Raw genomic sequence first — 19,224 nt, 5'->3', positions numbered from 1 at the left:
CTCCTCAGACGATCTCCAGTGCCCGGTGCGGCCCCTCCGGAAGCTCGACCTTGATCGAGTCCCCGGGCCGCACCAGGCCGCCCGTCAGCACGACGCTCATGATCCCGGACTTGAAGCGGACCTTCCCGGCCTCGTCCCGCCCGACGACCTGCTTCATCAGGCCCTTTTGGAAGTTGTCGATCTGGGCGCAGGGGTTGCGCAGCCCGGTCACCTCGACGACTGCCTCGTCCCCGAGGTGCAGCCGCGTGCCGACGGGCAGCCCCAGCAGGTCGACGCCCCGCGTGGTGACGTTCTCGCCGAGCTCGCCGGCCGCGACCGCGTACCCGCTCTCCCGCAGCTCGTCGAACAACTCCGCGTGCATCAGGTGCACTTGACGCAGATTCGGCTGCGAGGCGTCCTTCTCCATCCGGAAGCGGTGCTTCACCGTCGTACCGGCGTGCACGTCCCCCTCCACCCCGAGCCCGGCGAGCAGCGTGATGCTCTCCCGGGTCGGCTTGGTGAACGAGTACGTCCCGTTGCTGCTGACCGCGGTGACTGTCCCGCTCATGTCGTGAAGCTCCCCTCTTCGGTGCGGCCGCTGTCGCACCGCAGTCCGGAGCCTAAGTGTTCCCTCGCGTCGAGATCCGGCCGGGTGCTCGGTCAGCCGTCCGCGGCCCACTCGCGCAGTGCGGACCTGCTCGCGAAGTCGGCGACGTTCGTGTCCCGGGGATTGTCCGTGTACTGGTGGAAGCGCCATGCGGCCTGGATGCGGGGTTTGCCCGCCGTCACGTAGTCGGCGATCCAGAGGCCGTCACCGGCGTACGAGGTCCTGTCGACGTTCAGCCAGAAGCTTCTGTTGCAGTAGAGCACGACCCGGTGGTTGGGCCGCAGCTCCTTGACCTTCCGTATGAAGCGGTCCTTCTCGCTGTTGGAGGCGTGCGTGCCCTCGCCGGTCGTCTCCCAGTCGACGGCGAGGATGTCACCGGCCTTCTCGGGGGCGTGAGCGACGAAGTACTCCGCCTGGGCGGTGAGGTTGCCCGGCCACAGGAAGTGGTAGAAGCCGACGACGAGGCCGGCCTCGCGGGCGTGCTTCGTCTGGGCGGTGAGCTTGGGGTTGACGTACGAACGGCCCTCGGTCGCCTTGATGAAGACGAAGGAGAGGCTGTCCGTGCCGTACGTGGCGGACTGGAACGCGCTTACGTCGATGCCGCGGAGCATGGGGGGACTCCCTGAAGTGCCGGTGGGGGGACGGGAATTGCAGGATCCACTGATGCATCCTGCCCGCCCCGGCGCGGGAGATCCGGCGGTTCGGCCGGAACCTCGGCTCCGGGTCGTCACCGACCCCGGCATCGACGGCACGAGGTGTCGCGGCCGCTGTTCACCATTCGGGCACGGGGCGGACGTCCACTTCGGTGGGTACGTCGTCCACTTCGGCTGTCAGCGCTTCGCCCGTGAAGCCCGGAACAGCCAGGCGCAGTCGGGGAACCGGCCCCTGGGTGCGGACGGTCAGACGGTTGCCGGTCAGCCGGGCGGTGATGACGGTCCCGGTGCCGTCCTCGTCGCGCAGCAGAGCCCGGGCCGTGCGGGAGGGCTGGGACTGTGGCCGTACCCATACGGCGGTCACCTCGCCGAAGGGGGCGCTGCCCGCACGCTCGGAGGGAGACGTGGTGACCAGCAGGGCTCCGGCCCGCAGCCACAAGGGGGCGGTGGCGAGAGGGAGTTCGACCTGATGCCAGGCCGGCCCGGTGACCGGACGGAGCGTCGCGTCGGAGTACGGCAGCCACTCGCCGGGCGGGAACCAGACCCACCGCCGCCCTCCCGGCGCGAACAGCGGGGCGACCAGCAGGTCGGGGCCGAGCAGGTACTGGAGGTCGGCGGTGTGGGCGTCGGGGCGGTCCGGGTGATCCAGGGGCATCGGGCGGGCGAGGGGTTCGCCGGTGCGTACGGCCTCGGCCGCGGCCGTACGGAGGTGGGGCAGCAGGCTCATCCGCAGCCGGGCCGCGTGCAGCACGGCCGCGTACGCCTCCTCGCCGAAGTCCCAGGGCAGCCGGGAGGTCATGCCGTGGAATCGGCTGAGCGGTGAGAGCAGTCCGAACTGGGCCCAGCGGACGAAGAGTTCGGCCTCCGGAGTGCCGTGGAAGCCGCCGATGTCATGGCTCCAGAAGGGATGCCCGGTCAGGGAGAGGGAGAGACCGGCTCGCAGGGTGGAGGCCAGGTCCTGCCAACGGGCGTCGGGGTCGCCGGTCCACTTGGCGCCGTGGCGCTGGCCACCGGTCCAGGAGGAGCGGCCCCAGGTCAGGCCGTGGCCCGACACGGTCCTGGTCGTCGCGGAGACCAGGTCGTTGTAGAGGAGGGGGTAGAGGTTGTGCAGGCGCTCGCCGGTCATCCCGTTGTGGGCGACCGCGTCGGCGGGGACCGCCTCGCCGAAGTCGGTCTTCAGGACCGACGCCCCGGCGGCCAGGGCCAGGCGGATGCGCTCGCGGAACCAGTCGACGGCCCCGGGGTGGGTGAGGTCCAGCAGCGCCGTGTCCGGGTGGTGGCCGCCCCAGAGCTGCCCGCACCAGGTCTCGCCCGAGGAGGTGTGCAGGAACCAGCCGTTGCGGTCCACCGTGTCGTAGTACGGGCTGTCGATCCCGATGCAGGGGTTCATCCAGAGCGAGATGCGAAAGCCCTGGCCGGTCAGCTCCTCCGCCAGACCCCGTGGGTCGGGGAACGCCTCGGTGTCCCACTCCATGTCCGACCACGAGCCGTGCCGCTGCCAGTAGGTGTCGATGTGCAGGACGTCGCAGGGGAAGCGCCGTTCGCGGACCTGCCTGGCACGCTCGCGTACGTCCGCCGCGGTGTCCTTGCGGAATCCGCCGGAGATCCAGGGGCCGAAGGCCCACTTGGGCGGCAGCAGGGCGGGGCCGGTGAGGTCGCGGTACCCGGCTAGGCACTCGGCGGGGGAGCCGCTGATCAGGTAGTGGTCGAACACCTCGTCAGGGACGGTCATCGACCAGGCGCCGGTGTTGCTGTGGGCGAGGTCGAAGGACGCCGCCGTGGTCGTGTCGACGAGCACGGCGTAGCCCCGGCTGGAGATCAGGAAGGGGCTCGCCAGGTAGGAGCGGGTACCGGTGGAGCCCTTGGCGTCCTCGACCCAGCACTCGACGCGCTGCCCGCGCAGGTCGAGGCCGGTGAAGCGTTCGCCGAGACCGTAGAAGTGCTCGTCGGGCTCGGCGATCCAGCTGTCGTGGTGGACGAGGCGGCCGTCCGCGAGCTCGGTGACGCCCATCGGCAGCACGGTGAGGGCGTCGTCGGGGTCGCGGGCGTCGGTGGCCTGACGCAGCACCCGGCCGTGACGGTCGGTCAGCTCCATCGTGAAAGGCGCGAGACGGACGCTCAGCCGGAGGGCGTCGAGGCGCAGGACCACGGCGTCCGGCGAGTGCGTGGTGGTGCATCCGGCGTCCGTCGGCGCGGTGACGACGGAGGCTCGCGGCGCCGTCGCCACTCCCGCCATGCGCAACGTGACCCGTACGCATTTCGCCGTCGCGGGCCGCAGGCTGAGGGTGCCGGCGCGCCCGGCCGCGGTGCGCACGTCCAGGACCGCGCCGTCCTCGCCGGCGTGCACGACCGAGGCGGCGACGACCGGGTCGAGCGCGCTCGGGCCGGCGGGAGTGAGGGCGGGGGGCGGCGCGACGAAGGGCGCGTGGTCACGGGGATGGAGTGAGGACATGGCTCTCCAGAGGACTGCACCGGCCGCGGCTGAGGAGGTGACGCATCGTCAGCCCCTGACGCTTCCGGAGGCGAGCCCACCGACGATGAAGCGCTGGAAGAGGGCGAAGACGCAGACCACCGGAATGCTGATGAGGGTGGCGGTGGCCATCAGCGCTCCCCACGACGTTCCGTGTTGGCCGACGAAGGCGTTGAGCAGGACGGTGACGGGCTGGACGTCGGGTCCCTCGGCGAGGGTGAGGCCGAAGAGGAACTCGCCCCAGCCGATCAGGAAGCAGAGCCCGGCCACCGCGACCAGGGCGGGCGCCATGACCGGCAGTACGACGCGCAGCAGTACGCCGGGCAGTCCGCAGCCGTCGACGAGCGCGGCCTCCTCCAGCTCGGGCGGGACACTCCGCAGCACCGGGCGCAGCACGATCACCGTGAAGGGCAGGGTGAGGGTGGTGTCGGCGGCGATCAGGCCCAGGTACGTGTTGTCGACACCGGCCCGGTGTTCGAGGATGAACAGTGGCGCCGCCAGCACGATGGCGGGCGGCAGTTGGGCGACGAGCAGGGCGAGCACCATCGCGCCCGAGCCGCGCATCCGGATGCGGGCGAGCGCGTAGCCGAGCGGGACGCCCAGCAGCAGGGTGAGCGCCACCACCCCGCAGGAGATCACCAGGCTGTTGAGCAGGGCCCGGGTCAGCCCCGCGTAGGCCAGTGCCGTCGAGTAGTTCTCCCCGGTAACCGGTGAAGGGACCCACTGCGGGGACGCGGTCAGGATCCGGTCCGGCTTCGTGAGGCTGGTCTTGGCCATCCAGTACACCGGCAGCAGGAAGGCCGCGGTGATCAGCGTCGCCGCGCCCGTGAGCAGCCAGGGGCGGCGCGGCGGTCTCACGTCGCACCTTCCTCGGCCTGCTCCCGCCGCAGCCGGCGGACGTAGAACACGCCCACGAGCAGGGGTACGACGAGCAGCAGCAGGCCCGCGGCGGCTCCCTGCCCGAAGCGGAAGAACGTGAAGAAGACCTCGTAGACGTAGAGGGACAGCACGCGGGTCGCGTCGATGGGTCCGCCGCCCGTCATCACGAAGACGATGTCGAAGACCTTGAAGGTGTAGATGAGGCCGAGCAGCAGCACGGTCACCGAGACCGGTCGCATCAGCGGGAGGGTGATCCTGCGAAAGCGCTGCCAGGCGTTCGCGCCGTCGATGGCGGCGGCCTCGTACAGCTCGGGATCGATCGTGTGCAGCCCCACCAGGAGCAGCAGCATGTTGAAGGGCACCCCGACCCAGACGTTGGCGAAGACGACTCCGCCGAGCGAGGTGTGCGGGTCGGTGAGCCAGTCGTGGGACAGGCTGCCCAGTCCCGCCGACCGGAGCAGGGCGTCGTAGGCGCCGGAGTCCGCGTCGAGCAGCCAGCGGAAGAGGGTTCCGCTGACCACGGGCGGAAGCAGCCAGGCCACCAGCAGCAGGGAGCGGAGCAGACCGTTCAGGGGGAACGGCCGGACGAAGAGCAGGGCCAGGGCGAAGCCGATGGTGAACTGGAAGAACAGCGATCCCAGGGTGAAGACCACCGAGAGGCGCACCGAGTGCCAGAACTCCGGGTCGGACAGCACGGCGCGGTGGTTGGCGAGGCCGTTGAACGGCTCGCCCCCGCCGAGCAGGCCGCTCAGGTTCACGTCGTGGACGGACGTCCACGCGTTGTAGAACAGCGGATAGGCGAGGAAGAGGGCGAGGAAGGCCAGTCCCGGCAGGCAGAACAGGTACCCCTGCCGTCGGCGGCGGGCGGACAGGGGGGTGCGGCCGCCCGGCCGCATCGCGAGGGGGGCGCGGCGGTGCGGCCCCTTCACGGGTGGTGTGCGACGGCCAGGGGGTGGTCTCATGTCCGCCCCAGCGCCTTGTCGATCTTGGCGGCGGCTGCCTTCGCCGCGGCGGAGGGGGCGCTGGAACCGGTGAGGACGGCCTGCTCCGCCTCGGCGACGGTCTGCGAGATGTCGGAGTAGTGCGGTCCGTACTGGCGCGGCCGGGCGAGCGGCAGCTGGCTGAGGAAGAGCCGCAGTGCCGGATCGGACGCCCAGGTGCCCGCGTCGGCCAGGTCCTTGCGGGCCGGGAGTTCGCCGAACGACACCAGATAGGGCACCAGAACGGAGGGACGCTGGGTGTACTCCAGGACCTGCCACGCCTTGTCGAGATGCCGGCTCTTCGCCATCAGGACCCAGTTCTCGCCGCCCAGGCAGGTGGCGGCCTCCTTGTCGCGGGGCAGGGGGACGACATCCCACTCGAGATTCGCCTTCTTGAGCGTGGGGATCTGCCAGGGGCCGTTGATCTGCAGGGCGGCGCGCTTGTTGATGAACCGGGTGTTGACGTCCTGCTGGGTCCAGCCCACGCACTGCTCGGACAGTGAGCCCTTGGCGACCAGGTCGTCGAGGAAGGACAGCGCCGTCGCGCCATGGGTGGCGAAGGTGTCGAGGTCGCCGCCCGCCTGCCACAGAAAAGGCAGGAACTGGAAGACGCCCTCCTCGGTTCTGATCGCGCTCAGTGCCAGGCCGAAGCGGTCCCCGGACGTCAGCCGCGCTGCCGCGGCGGCGAGCTCGTCCCAGGTGGTGGGCGGCTTCACCCCGGCGGACCGGAGCATCTCGGTGTTGTAGTACAGGGCGAGGCAGTTGCTGTTGTTGGGGATCCCCAGCGTCTTCCCGCCTACCTGGCAGCCGGCCCAGGGGCCTTCGTAGTAGTGGTCGGCCTGGCCCCACTTCTCGACCCTGTCGGTGAGGTCGGCCAGCAGGCCGCTGCCGCCCAGGGTGTTCATGGAGACGTTGTCGACGATGGCGATGTCCGGCAGATCACCGGAGATGGCACCCAGGGTGAGCTGCCGCTCCAGGTCCGCGAACGGGAAGGTCCGCCGCTGGATTTTCACATCCGGGACGTTGGCCTCGATGTCCTTGATGAGGGCCGTCATTCCGGGCTGGAAGTTGTCCAGGGTGAAGTAGTCCCACCAGACGAGGGTGGTCGCGCCCGGCTTGTCCGAGCCGCAGGAGGCCAGGGCCCCACCGAGGCCGAGGGCGGCTGTTCCCGCGCCTGCGGCACGCAGGAAGCCGCGGCGGTCGACGGTGTACGACATGCTCCACTTCCACTCTGTGATCGGGGCTCGCGCGGATCGTGCGGGCCTTCGGACCTGCGGACGTGCGGGCGTGCGGGCGTGCGGGCGTGCGTCAGAAATCGAAGTCGTCAAGATCCGGGAATTCCGATTCGGGCTCCGAACCGGGCACCGGACGGCAGGGCCCGGTACTGGCGCGAAGGGTGATCAGAGGCTTCAGCAGGACGTGCCGGGGAGCCGAGCCGGGTGAGGCGAGGCGCTTGACCATCAGGTCGACGGCGACCCGGCTCATCTCCCGGGCGGGTATCTCGGCCGCGGTGAGCTGCGGGCTCACCTGTTCCGCCCAAGGGCTGGCCGCCACCCCGACGACCGAGAAGTCACGCGGCACGCTGCGGCCGTGACGCGTCAGCCCGCGGTACACGCCCTCCAGAGCGGCCTCGTTCATGGTGACCAGAGAGGTGGTTGCCGGGTCGTCCAGCAGGATCCGCTCCACGACCGCCTCCCCCGAGGCGAGGTCGTCACCGCAGAGGTAGGAGTGCGGAGAGAGTCCCAGCTCCGTCATGGCCGCGCCGTAGCCCTCGTCCCCGAGGCGCGCCAGCCCGTAGCCGCTGTTGAACAGTTGCTCCGATCTGTTGACGAACGCGATTCTGCGGTGGCCGAGGTCGGCGAGGTGCCGAACGCAGCCGCCTGCCAGGCCGGCGAAGTCCAGGTCGACCCAGCCGGCCTCCTCCGCCCTGCGGTTCCTGCCGATGGCGACGAAGGGGAAGGCCACCTTGCTGAGGTGTTCGACGCGGTCGTCCTCCCGTCGGATCTCCATGACGATCACGCCGTCCACCCGTCGCTCGTCGACGATCCGCCTGAACGAGGGATCGCTCTGCGAGTCGCCGGGGGAGAGCAGCAGGTCGTAGCCGTGCGGGGTGGCGGCCTCCGCGAGCCCGCCGATGAAGGCGAGCTGCATCGTGGTGTATTCGCGCCCGCGGCCGGCCGGCGGGTAGAGCAGACCGAGCGTGTGCGTACCGCCGGCCTCGGCGGCGCTCGCGTGCGCGGCGGGCTCCGGGCTCGGGTCGCCCGTGTGCTCGGTCATGGTCAGCTGACCGGGAGGAGCTGCTCGGCCCAGATGGTCTTGCCCCGGGAGGTCTGCCGGGTGCCCCAGCCCTGGGTGAGCCGGGCGACCATGTGCAGCCCGCGGCCGCCCTCGTCGTAGGTGCGGGCGCGGCGCAGATGGGGGGCGGTGCTGCTGGCGTCGGAGACCTCGCAGATCAGCGTCCGGTCCCGGATCAGCCGCAGGCCGATGGGCACGCTTCCGTACCGGATGGCGTTGGTGACCAGCTCGCTCACCACCAGTTCGGTGACGAACGCCGCCTCCTCAAGTCCCCAGACGGCGAGCTGGCGGGCGGCCTGCGCCCGGGCGTCGGCGACGATCGCGGGGTCGGAGGGCAGGGCCCAGGCGGCGACCTGGTCGGTGTGCAGGGCACGGGTGCGCGCGAGGAGCAGGGCCACGTCGTCGTCGGGGCTCTCGGGCAGCAGCGACTCGAGTACGGCGTCGCAGGTGACCTCCAACGAGGGGACCGGGGAGGCCAGCACCGCGCACAGCCGGTCGAGGCCGAGGCCGATGTCATGGTCGCGCGCCTCGATCAGACCGTCGGTGCAGAAGGCGAGCAGACTGCCCTCGGGCAGCTCCAGCTCGGTGGCCTCGAAGGGCAGACCCCCGACGCCCAGCAGCGGCCCCGGGTTGAGTCGTACGACGCTGACCGTGCCGTCGGGGAGGACCAGCACGGGTGGCACATGGCCGGCGCTGGCGAGGGTGCAGACGCGGGCGACCGGGTCGTAGACGGCGTACAGGCAGGTGGCGCCGATCTCACCCGTGACGGCATACGGCTCGTTCGGGGCGGCGTCGTCCTTGTCCGAGGAGAGGTGCGTGACCAGGTCGTCGAGGTGGGTGAGGAGTTCGTCCGGGGGCAGGTCGACGTCGGCGAGGGTGCGCACCGCGGTACGGAGCCGCCCCATGGTGGCGCATGCCTGGATGCCATGGCCGACCACGTCCCCGACGACCAGGGCGACCCGGGTGCCGGACAGCGGAACCACGTCGAACCAGTCGCCGCCCACACCGGCCCCCGAGCCGGCCGGCAGATAGCGGTACGCGACCTCGACGGCCGTCTGCTCGGGCAGCTCACGCGGCAGCAGACTGCGCTGGAGGGTGAGCGCGTTGGTGCGCTCCCGGGTGTAGCGGCGCGCGTTGTCCACACCTACGGCCGCCCTGCCCGCCAGTTCCTCGGCGAGGATCAGATCGTCCTGCGCGAAGGGGGCCGAGGTGGTGCTCCGGGTGAAGACCGCCACCCCGAGCGTGATCCCGCGGGCCTGCAGCGGGACCGCCATGAGCGAGTGGAACCCGTGCGTCCGAACGCTGCTGCTGCGGGCCTCGTCCAGGGCGACCCACCGCCCGAAGTCGGGATCGTCCGTCCCGCTGAGCACCGGGCGGCCGGTGGCCAGGCAGCGGGCGGGCGGGGAGAACGCGGGATAGGCGTCGATCTTCCCGAGACCGACGCTCGCCTCGGGTACGCCCGCGGCGCGGGACTGGTGCGCCACCCGCCGAAGCATCACGGTGGCGTCGACCGGCCCCGGCACCGGCTCCTCCCCACGGGTCACGGAGTCGAGCAGGTCCACGCTGACGAAGTCGGCGAGCCGGGGGACGGCCAGATCGGCGAGTTCCTGCGCGGTGCGGGTCACGTTCAGAGTCGTGCCGATACGGGTGCCGGCCTCGTTCAGCAGGGCCAGCCGCTGCCGGGCCCGGTGCTGTTCGCTGCTGTCGAAGGTCGCGGTGCCGACTCCGCACACCTGGCCGGTGGAGGGATCCCTGACGGGCCACATCTCGATGATCCAGGCGTGCCCGCGGGCGTCGGGCGGAGCCGGAGTGAGGTGCTCGTAGCGCATCGGCCTGGCCTCCTCGGCCACCCGCCGGACGCGCCGCAGGAACCCCTCGTCGGTGTGGCCCCCGTCCAGGAGGTCGGGGTACGGCGACGTGCGCGGTGCGCCCTTCCGCGCCGGCTCGCTGCCCGAGGCGACCGCGTTCAGCTGCCAGGCACGCGAACCGGTGGCGTAGGTGGACAGGGCGATCGAGGCCTGGGCGAACGCCCACTCCATCATCTTCCTGTCGGGTCCCGACCCGGCGGTGTCCGACGTGGCGGTCACTACGAAACCCTGGGGCTTGCCGTCGCCGTCCAGCGAGGGATGGGCATGCAGAGTGACGTCGACGCGGTGGCCGTCCCGATGAAGGAGTGCGGCGGTGCCGCTCCATTCCTGCGAGTCGATCAGGGCGAGCCCGGCCGTCTCGGAGGACTCGCGCGTGGCGAGCAGCTCGGCCGCGGCATGCCCCACGACCTCCGCGGCGCGGTAGCCCAGCAGCCGCCGGGCACCCTCGCTCCAGCCCGTGACGATGCCTCCCGGGCCGACGGTGGCCGTGACGGCATCGGGCGACCACCCGTAGTGACCGGAACCCTGATCAGAAGCGGTCATACTTTCTCAATTCGCACCCGTGATGTCACTCACAGTCCCAGCGTGCGCGCCCTGCGGGGATAGGGCAAGTCAGCCTTGCGCGGTCCTGGCCCGGTGCGCCGGGCCCCTGCGGCTAGCACTCGATGATGTTCACCGCGAGCCCGCCCCGGGCCGTCTCCTTGTACTTGACGGACATGTCCGCGCCCGTCTCCTTCATGGTCTTGATGACCTTGTCGAGGGAGACCTTGTGGGAGCCGTCGCCGCGCATGGCCATGCGGGCGGCGGTGACGGCCTTGACCGCGGCCATGCCGTTGCGCTCGATGCAGGGGATCTGCACCAGGCCGCCGACCGGGTCGCAGGTGAGGCCGAGGTTGTGCTCCATGCCGATCTCGGCCGCGTTCTCGACCTGCTCGGGGGAGCCGCCGAGGACCTCGGCGAGCGCGCCCGCCGCCATCGAGCAGGCCGAACCGACCTCGCCCTGGCAGCCGACCTCGGCGCCGGAGATGGAGGCGTTCTCCTTGAAGAGCATGCCGATGGCTCCGGCGGCGAGCATGAACCGGACGACGCCGTCCTCGTCCGCGCCGGGCACGAAGTTCATGTAGTAGTGCAGGACCGCGGGGATGATGCCCGCGGCGCCGTTCGTGGGGGCTGTCACCACTCGCCCGCCCGCGGCGTTCTCCTCGTTCACGGCCATCGCGTAGAGCGTGATCCACTCCATGGCGTGCGCCAGCGGGTCGCCCTCGGCGCGCAGCTGGCGGGCCGAGACGGCGGCGCGGCGGCGCACCTTCAGGCCGCCCGGCAGGATGCCCTCGCGGGACATGCCGCGGGACACGCAGGCCTGCATGACACGCCAGATGTCGAGGAGCCCCTCGCGGATCTCCTCCTCGGTGCGCCACGCCCGCTCGTTCTCCAGCATCAGCGCCGAGATCGACAGGCCGGTCTCCCCGGCCAGCCGCAGCAGTTCGTCGCCCGTGCGGAAGGGGTACTTCAGGACCGTGTCGTCCAGCTTGATGCGGTCCTCGCCCACCGCGTCCTCGTCGACCACGAAGCCGCCGCCGACCGAGTAGTACGTCTTCTCCAGCACGAGGGCGCCGGCGGTGTCGTACGCGAAGAGCGTCATCCCGTTGGCGTGGTACGGCAGCGCCTTGCGGCGGTGCAGGACCAGGTCGTCGTCGTAGGAGAAGGCGATCTCGTGCGTGCCGAGGAGGTTCAGGCGTCCGCCGGTGCGGATCTCCTCCACGCGGATGTCCGCGCCCTCCACGTCCACGGTGCGCGGGGAGGCGCCCTCCAGGCCGAGCAGTACCGCCTTGGGGGTGCCGTGCCCGTGTCCGGTGGCGCCCAGCGAGCCGTACAGCTCGGCGCGTATCGAGGTGGCCCGGTCGAGAAGGTCCTCGTTGCGCAGGCGGCGCGCGAACATGCGGGCCGCGCGCATCGGGCCGACCGTGTGGGAGCTGGACGGGCCGATGCCGATCGAGAACAGGTCGAAGACCGAGATGGCCACGGGGGACTCCTAGGTGTGGTCGGCGGACGCCGTTGTCCGCCAGGGGTGACGCAGAGGGCAGTGCATACGGCGGGGCACCGCGCTCACCTTCCAGTGTGCGCGGTGCCCCGGACGTTCGTACGAAAGATACCGGTACGAGAGAAAAACGAGAAAAACCTCGTACGACGGAAAGCGAACGAAACTACTTCAGGCCGGGGTACAGCGGGTGCTTGTCGGCCAGAGCGGACACCCGGGCCTTCAGGGACCCGGCGTCGTGGGCGGGCTTCAGCGCCTCGGCGATGATGTCCGCGACCTCGGTGAAGTCCTCGGCGGTGAAGCCGCGGGTGGCGAGGGCGGGCGTGCCGATGCGCAGGCCCGAGGTGACCATCGGCGGACGCGGGTCGTTCGGGATCGCGTTCCGGTTGACCGTGATGCCGACCTCGTGGAGACGGTCCTCGGCCTGCTGCCCGTCGAGCTCGCTGTTGCGCAGGTCGACCAGGACCAGGTGCACGTCGGTGCCACCGGACAGGACGTCCACGCCCACGGCCTTCACGTCGTCCTGGACCAGACGCTCGGCCAGGATGCGCGCGCCGTCCAGGGTGCGCTGCTGGCGCTCCTTGAACTCGTCCGAGGCGGCGACCTTGAAGGAGACCGCCTTGGCCGCGATCACATGCTCCAGCGGACCGCCCTGCTGACCCGGGAAGACCGCTGAGTTGATCTTCTTCGCCAGCTCGGCGGTGGAGAGGATCACGCCACCGCGCGGGCCGCCCAGCGTCTTGTGGGTGGTCGTGGTGACGACGTGGGCGTGCGGGACGGGGTTGGGGTGCAGCCCCGCCGCGACCAGACCGGCGAAGTGCGCCATGTCGACCATGAGGTAGGCGCCGACCTCGTCCGCGATCCGGCGGAACGCGGCGAAGTCCAACTGGCGCGGATAGGCGGACCAGCCGGCCACGATCAGCTTGGGCCTGGACTCCTTGGCGAGCTTCTCGACCTCGGCCATGTCGACCTGGCCGGTGGCGTCGTCGACGTGGTAGGCGACCACGTTGTACAGCTTGCCGGAGAAGTTGATCTTCATGCCGTGCGTCAGGTGCCCGCCGTGCGCGAGGTTCAGGCCCATGATCGTGTCGCCGGGCTTGAGCAACGCGAACATCGCGGCGGCGTTGGCCTGGGCGCCCGAGTGGGGCTGCACATTGGCGTGCTCGGCGCCGAAGAGCGCCTTGACGCGGTCGATGGCGATCTGCTCGACCACGTCGACGTGCTCGCAGCCGCCGTAGTAGCGACGGCCCGGGTAGCCCTCGGCGTACTTGTTGGTGAGGACCGAGCCCTGGGCCTCCATGACGGCGACCGGAGCGAAGTTCTCGGAGGCGATCATTTCGAGGGTGGACTGCTGCCGGTCCAGTTCGGCGTCGACGGCGGCGGCGACGTCCGGGTCCAGCTCGTGCAGGGGTGTGTTCAGAAGCGACATGGGTTCTACGATCCTCAGCCGGCGGAGAAGGCGGTGTACTCGTCGGCGGAGAGCAGGTCGTCCGGCTCGTCCGTGACGCGTACCTTGAACAGCCAGCCGCCCTCGAAGGGCGCGGAGTTCACCAGCGACGGGTCGTTGACCACGTCTTCGTTGATCTCGGTGATCTCGCCGTTGACCGGGGAGTACAGGTCGCTCACCGACTTGGTCGACTCCAGCTCACCGCAGGACTCACCCGCGGTCACCGTGGAACCGACCTCCGGAAGCTGGGCGTAGACGACATCGCCGAGCGCGTTGGCCGCGAACTCGGTGATGCCGACTGTCGCGACGCCGCCCTCGGCGACCGACAGCCACTCGTGCTCCTTGCTGTAACGAAGCTGCTGGGGGTTGTTCATGGCCTGAATTCTCCTGTACGCAGGGGAGTGCTGGTGAATGGGGGACTGCAGGGGCTGCTGGTGAGCCGGGAAGCGGGGCGCGGGGTCGGTCCGGGCCCGCGGCCAGTGTCTACTTCCGGCGCTTGTAGAAGGGCAGCGCCACGACCTCGTACGGCTCGTGACTGCCCCGGATGTCGACCCCGACACCGGCGGTGCCCGGCGCGGCGTGCGCGGCGTCGACGTACGCCATCGCGATCGGCTTGCCCAGGGTGGGGGAGGGCGCGCCGGAGGTGACCTCGCCGATGACCTGGCCGTCGGCGACGACCTGGTACCCGGCGCGCGGGACCCGGCGGCCCTCGGCGATCAGACCGACCAGAACGCGCGGGGGCTCGGAGGCGGCGCGCTCGGCGGCGGCCTCCAGAGCCGTACGCCCCACGAAGTCGCCCTCCTTCTCGAACTTCACGACCCGCCCGAGCCCGGCGTCGAACGGCGTCAGCTCCGTCGTCAGCTCGTGCCCGTACAGCGGCATGCCGGCCTCAAGGCGCAGCGTGTCGCGGCAGGACAGGCCGCAGGGGACGAGGCCGACACCCTCGCCGGCCTTGGTCAGTGCCTGCCACAGCTCGACGGCGTGCTCGGGCTTCACGAACAACTCGAAGCCGTCCTCGCCGGTGTAGCCGGTGCGGGCGATGAGGGCGGGGACGCCGGCGACCGTGCCCGGCAGACCGGCGTAGTACTTGAGGCCGTCGAGGTCGGCGTCGGTGAGGGACTTCAGGACGCCGGGGGACTCGGGGCCCTGCACGGCGATCAGGGCGTACGCGTCACGGTCGTCGCGGACCTCGGCGTCGAAGCCGGCGGCACGTTCCACCAGGGCGTCCAGCACGACCTGCGCGTTGGAGGCGTTGGCGACCACCATGTACTCGTGCTCCTGGAGCCGGTACACGATCAGGTCGTCCAGGATGCCGCCGTCCGCCCGGCAGATCATCGTGTAGCGGGCGCGGCCGACGCCGACCGAGGCGATGTTGCCGACCAGCGCGTGGTTGAGAAGCGCTGCGGCCTCGGGGCCGGTGACGGTGATCTCGCCCATGTGGGAGAGGTCGAAGAGGCCCGCCTTCGTGCGGACGGCGAGGTGCTCGTCGCGCTCGGAGCCGTACCGCAGGGGCATGTCCCAGCCCGCGAAGTCGGTCATCGTCGCGCCGAGCGAGCGATGCAGGGCATCGAGCGCGGTCAGACGGGGTGCGTTACTGCTCATCGGTGGGGCTCCCAAGGCATGACGGCAAGGCAAGACGGCGAGGCGTTCCTCCCCATCTGTCATCGGAACCTGAGAGGTTCATCACGACCCCGCGAAACGGTGGACATGACTTGCACCTTGGGTGGGGCCGCCGGAGAGCGGCCCGCTTTTCAGATGTGCCTCGCCCGCGCGGTAACGGGGCCTGAGAGATTCAAGGGAGGGACTTGCTCCTTCGGCGTCCGGGCAGACGTACGTACCCGGAACTCTCCCGCGCGGATTCAAGCGGCCGGTATGCAGTTGGCGCGCACATCATTGCACGCGGTCGGCCGGCACGGCAGCGGTACCCCGCACAGCCGCCTGTAGCAGGGCTGTTGCAGGAAGAGGACGGAAAACAGAGGCACCGCGCATTACCTTCTCTTTACACTCGACGGGGATGGGGATCTCCAGACCCAAGGGGAGGACGATCACGGTGAACAGGACCTCGGCGTACCGGACCTCGGCGTATCGGACGACGTCGTACGCGACGACCTCGGGTGTCGCGTTGCCCGATCAGCCCGGCGCTCCGGCCCGGGAGGCGTGCGGTGCGCGGCCGGGAGCCGTCGTCCGTGATCTGCGCGAGCGCGCCGGACGCAGCCCGCACGGCCTGAGCTTCGGCGCGGCCGACCTCGTCGTCGTCACCGGGCTCCCCGGCAGCGGGAAGTCGACCCTGATGCGGCGTGCCGTCACGGGCGCCCGCGTCGACTCGCAGGACACCCGCGACCGCTGGGACGAGCGGATCGCCCGCCGGCTGCCGTACGCGGTCTACCGCCCCCTCGTCCGCCTCGCGCACTACGCGGGCCTGCGCCGTGTGCTGCGCTCCGGCACCGCAGCCGTGGTGCACGACTGCGGCACGCAGGCCTGGGTGCGCCGCTGGCTCGCCCGCGAGGCCCGACGCCGCGGCGGCACCCTGCACCTCCTGCTGCTCGACGTCACCCCGGACACCGCCCTGGAGGGCCAGCGCGAGCGCGGCCGAGGTGTCTCGCGGTACGCGTTCGCCCGTCATCGTGGCGCCGCCGCCCGGCTGTTGCGCTCGGTCGAGAACGGCGACCTCCCGGAGGGCTGCGGCTCGGCGGTGCTCATCGACCAGGACGCGGCGGACGTGCTGCGGCGGATCGACTTCGGCGGCTGAGCGGTCGGGCGGAGGTTTCGCAGCGGAGGGCTTCGTGTGAACCCATTAACCTTTCCAGCCGGAACAGTGGTTCGGAGCAGGCGGTAGGCAGATGGACATCCCGGCACAGGCGCACCCCCATCCGCACGGCGGTTGGCCCGGAAACGAGTTGGAGGAGGTGCTCGCCGCGGCCCTCGGGGTGCCCTCCGCAGGCGGCCGCATCGTCGAGGTCCTCGGCCGCAGCTTCCTCTGGATCCCGCTGCCCAACGGCGGCGGCCCGCACCAGGGCCCGCTCGACCTGCCGACGCTGGAGATCGAAGGGCAGGCGTACGTGCCCGTCTTCAGCTCCGAGGAACAGTTCCGCCAGGTCGTCGGCGGCCACATGTCGTACACGATCGCGCCCGCCGTCGAGTTCGCCCGCGGGCTGCCCCCGCAGGTCGGCATCGCCGTGAACCCGGACGGCCTGGTGGGCATCCCGCTGCCGCCCCTCGCGGTCGCCGAACTGTGCCGAGCCGGCCGGACCCCGCTGGACGGCACCGCGAGCGGCGCCCGGGTGCGGCTGTTCGAGCCGGACTGGCAGGAGGACCCGGTGGACTTCCTGGCCGCGGCCTCGGCGGAGTTCGCGGCGACCGGCCTGGTGCTGAGCGCCCGCCGCTGCCTGGCCGCCATCGAGACCTCCGACCCGGTGATGTTCATCGGCGTCGAACTGTCCGCCTGGGAGGCCGACCGCACGCTCCTGCTGGACGCGCTGGGCCGCGCGCTGGGCCGGGTGCCGGTGGGCCGCCCGGTGAACATGGTGTTCATGGACGTGGCGCAGGACCCGGTCGGCGACTGGATGCGCGAGCGGGTGCGGCCCTTCTACCAGCACGGGTACTGACCGCCCACCGGGAGGGGCACCGGCCGCGGGGAAAACGGCGCGGACACCTCCCGCGGTGTGCGTCAAGTCGCTGTCAGGATCGCCGCTTAAGCTGGTTTCATGGCTCGGTCGAAATGTTGACGAGTTCGTCGTGATGCCGGTGATGACGCCGGTTGCGATATCGGCTGTGATGTCGTGATGGTGGAGCGAAGGGGCGGTTGAAGGTGAGCGCGTCGGGCACGGCTGCGGCCGGGCAGGTCGAGCACATGCTGCGCCAGGTGACGCCCGGGCGTTACGACGCCTACGAGGCGCTCCTTCGCGCGCTCGCGACCCCGTCGTCCGGCCAGGTCTGGATGCTGCTCTGGCACGGCCAGGCCGGATCCCCGGACGCGCAGTACGGGAACATGGAGGTCGGCGGGTACGGGTACGCGCCGTGCGTCACCTCCGCCCAGGAACTCTCCGCCAGCGGCTGGAACAGGTCGTACGAGGTCGTGGACGGACTCGACGTCGCCCGCACCCTCTACCCCGACCAGTTCGGCCTCTGGCTCAATCCGCACGCTCCCGGCGGCGGCGTCGGCATCCCGTGGCTGGATCTGCGCCGGATCGCCGCGGGCCTGGAGCGCCAGCCCGCCGGTCCGCTCCAGCTCTCCGAGCCGGGCATCGAGATCCCGCAGTTCTACGCCCTGCTCACGCAGAACGCGCACCGCACCTCCGCGGTGCGCTCGCTGCGCCGCGCCTGGGTGCAGCCCGCGCACGGGGCGCCGTACCTGGCCATCGGCCTCGATGTGTACGACACCTCGCCGCCCGCCGTCGACTCGGTGCGGGCGATGATGCAGCAGTCCATCTCCGCGGTGCCGGACGGGCTGCCGGTCTCGACCGTCGCGATGTCCGACGAGTCCGACCCGGTGGCGATGTGGCTGAGAGCCAACGCCAGGCCCTTCTACGACCGCGAGGCACACGCCGCTCCGGCGCAGGCCCAGGCGCCGGCAGCCGGCGGATACGGGTACCCGCGGGCCTACTGAGCCCCGCAGGGTCACCCGGCGCACCCTTTCCTGCGAGTGCCGGCAGTGAGTTGACCTGCGGCCTCGAAGTCTTCGAGTGAGATGTCCGTAATGGCATAGGCGCGCCGATTAAGTACCTCGCTGCGCCTTAAGGGGCCAAATATCCGCCGTCCGACCCGCGTTACCCGCCGTCCGGATAACGGAACCCCGCAGACAGCATCACGTTTAGGCATCCATTCACCTTCACGTCTTCCAACAGATCGCCGAGGCGTTGAAGACTCCCGCTCCAGGGGCTTCGTCCCTGTGTACGACGGACTGATCACGCCGCTACAGCGGCAAGTGTGGGCCGGCCACCGCCGGTTGAGAGGGGTCCCTGCCACGATGACGGCACCATTGCACGAGCCGACCACGGACGCGGCCCCGAGCGCGGCCGAGGAAGCGGCGGCCGCGAGCGCTGCCGAGACCAAGGCGGCGGTACAAGGACGCTCCCTCGGGCGGATCGCCTGGGAGCGCCTCAAGCGGGACAAGCTCGCCCTCACGGGCGGTGTCGTCGTGCTCGTGCTCATCCTGATCGCGATCCTCGCGCCCGTGATCACGAACCTGGTCGGGCAGGACCCCGAGACGCACCACGAGGACCTCATCGACCCGCTCTTCTCGACCCCCACGGGGTCCCTGGGCGGCATCAGCGGGGACCACCTCCTCGGTGTCGAACCGGTCAGCGGCCGCGACATCTTCGCCCGCATCATCTACGGTTCCCGCATCTCGCTCCTGGTCGGCTTCCTGTCCGCCCTGGTCGCGATCGCCCTCGGAACCGTCCTGGGCATCCTCGCCGGCTTCTTCGGCGGCTGGATCGACTCGGTCATCAGCCGGGTCATGGACGGCCTGCTGGCCTTCCCTCAACTGCTGTTCATCATCGCGCTGGTCTCGGTCATGCCGAACGAGATGCTGGGCCTGACCGGCACGGGCGTGCGCCTGTTCGTGATGATCCTGGTGATCGGATTCTTCGGCTGGCCCTATGTCGGCCGTGTGGTGCGCGGCCAGACGCTGTCGATGCGGGAGCGCGAATACGTCGAGGCTGCCCGCAGCCTCGGGGCCGGGCGGATGTACATCCTGTTCAAGGAGCTCCTGCCCAACCTGATCGCGCCCATCATCGTGTACACGACGATGATGATCCCGACCAACATCCTCACCGAGGCGGCGCTCAGCTTCCTCGGCGTGGGAGTCAAGCCGCCCACGGCGTCCTGGGGACAGATGCTCTCCGCGGCGATCGACTACTACGACTCGGACCCCATGTACATGGTGATCCCCGGTGTAGCGATCTTCATCACCGTCCTCTCCTTCAACCTCTTCGGCGACGGCGTGCGTGACGCGCTCGACCCGAAGGGTTCTCGCTGAACTGCCGTACCCCCGGGCCCGTGACCTA

Annotated in this window: 16 protein-coding genes and 1 riboswitch; of the genes, 4 read left to right on the top strand and 12 right to left on the bottom strand. The window is 70.6% G+C overall.

Annotated elements, in window-relative coordinates; translation table 11 throughout:
• Window positions 1–4: 4 nt before the first annotated feature.
• From ABZS97_RS06090 to gcvT, 12 genes are all read right to left on the bottom strand, one after another.
• Window positions 5–547, bottom strand: a complete 543-nt coding sequence (locus tag ABZS97_RS06090) for an MOSC domain-containing protein (RefSeq protein ID WP_356134085.1) — start codon at window positions 545–547, stop codon at window positions 5–7.
• 92 nt (window positions 548–639) lie between these two features.
• Window positions 640–1,197, bottom strand: coding sequence for a glycoside hydrolase family 25 protein (locus ABZS97_RS06085; protein WP_356134083.1), 558 nt, complete (start codon window positions 1,195–1,197; stop codon window positions 640–642).
• Between the two features lie 160 nt (window positions 1,198–1,357).
• Window positions 1,358–3,691, bottom strand: coding sequence for a TIM-barrel domain-containing protein (locus ABZS97_RS06080; RefSeq protein ID WP_356134081.1), 2,334 nt, complete (start codon window positions 3,689–3,691; stop codon window positions 1,358–1,360).
• Between the two features lie 48 nt (window positions 3,692–3,739).
• Window positions 3,740–4,567 (bottom strand): carbohydrate ABC transporter permease, encoded by an 828-nt coding sequence (locus tag ABZS97_RS06075; RefSeq protein WP_356134079.1) that lies wholly within the window; start codon window positions 4,565–4,567, stop codon window positions 3,740–3,742.
• Window positions 4,564–5,550 (bottom strand): sugar ABC transporter permease, encoded by a 987-nt coding sequence (locus tag ABZS97_RS06070; protein WP_356134077.1) that lies wholly within the window; start codon window positions 5,548–5,550, stop codon window positions 4,564–4,566. Before ABZS97_RS06070 ends, ABZS97_RS06075 begins: the two co-directional genes overlap by 4 nt.
• Window positions 5,547–6,785, bottom strand: a complete 1,239-nt coding sequence (locus ABZS97_RS06065) for a sugar ABC transporter substrate-binding protein (protein ID WP_356134075.1) — start codon at window positions 6,783–6,785, stop codon at window positions 5,547–5,549. The genes ABZS97_RS06070 and ABZS97_RS06065 overlap by 4 nt, the downstream gene beginning before the upstream one ends.
• Window positions 6,786–6,876: 91 nt before the next feature.
• A complete protein-coding gene (locus ABZS97_RS06060) occupies window positions 6,877–7,845 on the bottom strand; it encodes a substrate-binding domain-containing protein (RefSeq protein WP_356134073.1) in 969 nt (322 codons plus the stop codon).
• 2 nt (window positions 7,846–7,847) lie between these two features.
• Complete coding sequence (locus ABZS97_RS06055; protein ID WP_356134069.1) at window positions 7,848–10,274, bottom strand: SpoIIE family protein phosphatase; 2,427 nt, start codon at window positions 10,272–10,274, stop codon at window positions 7,848–7,850.
• 112 nt (window positions 10,275–10,386) lie between these two features.
• Window positions 10,387–11,754, bottom strand: a complete 1,368-nt coding sequence (locus ABZS97_RS06050; protein WP_356134067.1) for an L-serine ammonia-lyase — start codon at window positions 11,752–11,754, stop codon at window positions 10,387–10,389.
• Between the two features lie 181 nt (window positions 11,755–11,935).
• Complete coding sequence (gene glyA, locus ABZS97_RS06045; RefSeq protein WP_356134065.1) at window positions 11,936–13,198, bottom strand: serine hydroxymethyltransferase; 1,263 nt, start codon at window positions 13,196–13,198, stop codon at window positions 11,936–11,938.
• A gap of 14 nt (window positions 13,199–13,212) precedes the next feature.
• Window positions 13,213–13,590, bottom strand: coding sequence for a glycine cleavage system protein GcvH (gene gcvH, locus ABZS97_RS06040; RefSeq protein ID WP_356134063.1), 378 nt, complete (start codon window positions 13,588–13,590; stop codon window positions 13,213–13,215).
• 109 nt (window positions 13,591–13,699) lie between these two features.
• The gene (gene gcvT / locus ABZS97_RS06035; RefSeq protein WP_356134061.1) at window positions 13,700–14,818 is read right to left on the bottom strand and encodes a glycine cleavage system aminomethyltransferase GcvT; all 1,119 of its coding nucleotides are present in this window, start codon (window positions 14,816–14,818) and stop codon (window positions 13,700–13,702) included.
• 159 nt (window positions 14,819–14,977) lie between these two features.
• A riboswitch (glycine riboswitch) is annotated at window positions 14,978–15,078 on the bottom strand.
• Window positions 15,079–15,230: 152 nt separating this feature from the next.
• Between gcvT and ABZS97_RS06030 the strand changes: the two genes are divergently transcribed.
• From ABZS97_RS06030 to ABZS97_RS06015, 4 genes are all read left to right on the top strand, one after another.
• Window positions 15,231–15,965, top strand: coding sequence for an AAA family ATPase (locus ABZS97_RS06030; protein ID WP_356134059.1), 735 nt, complete (start codon window positions 15,231–15,233; stop codon window positions 15,963–15,965).
• Window positions 15,966–16,056: 91 nt separating this feature from the next.
• Window positions 16,057–16,821 carry an enhanced serine sensitivity protein SseB gene (locus ABZS97_RS06025; RefSeq protein ID WP_356134057.1) on the top strand — a complete coding sequence of 255 codons (765 nt, stop codon included), beginning with the start codon at window positions 16,057–16,059 and terminating at the stop codon, window positions 16,819–16,821.
• A gap of 203 nt (window positions 16,822–17,024) precedes the next feature.
• Window positions 17,025–17,822 (top strand): enhanced serine sensitivity protein SseB C-terminal domain-containing protein, encoded by a 798-nt coding sequence (locus ABZS97_RS06020; RefSeq protein ID WP_356134054.1) that lies wholly within the window; start codon window positions 17,025–17,027, stop codon window positions 17,820–17,822.
• A gap of 360 nt (window positions 17,823–18,182) precedes the next feature.
• The gene (locus ABZS97_RS06015; protein ID WP_356134052.1) at window positions 18,183–19,196 is read left to right on the top strand and encodes an ABC transporter permease; all 1,014 of its coding nucleotides are present in this window, start codon (window positions 18,183–18,185) and stop codon (window positions 19,194–19,196) included.
• Window positions 19,197–19,224: the final 28 nt, after the last annotated feature.

The organism is Streptomyces sp. NPDC005485 (assembly GCF_040606085.1).
In the GTDB taxonomy this organism is placed as follows: domain Bacteria; phylum Actinomycetota; class Actinomycetes; order Streptomycetales; family Streptomycetaceae; genus Streptomyces.
This window is presented reverse-complemented; position numbering and strand designations above follow the sequence as displayed.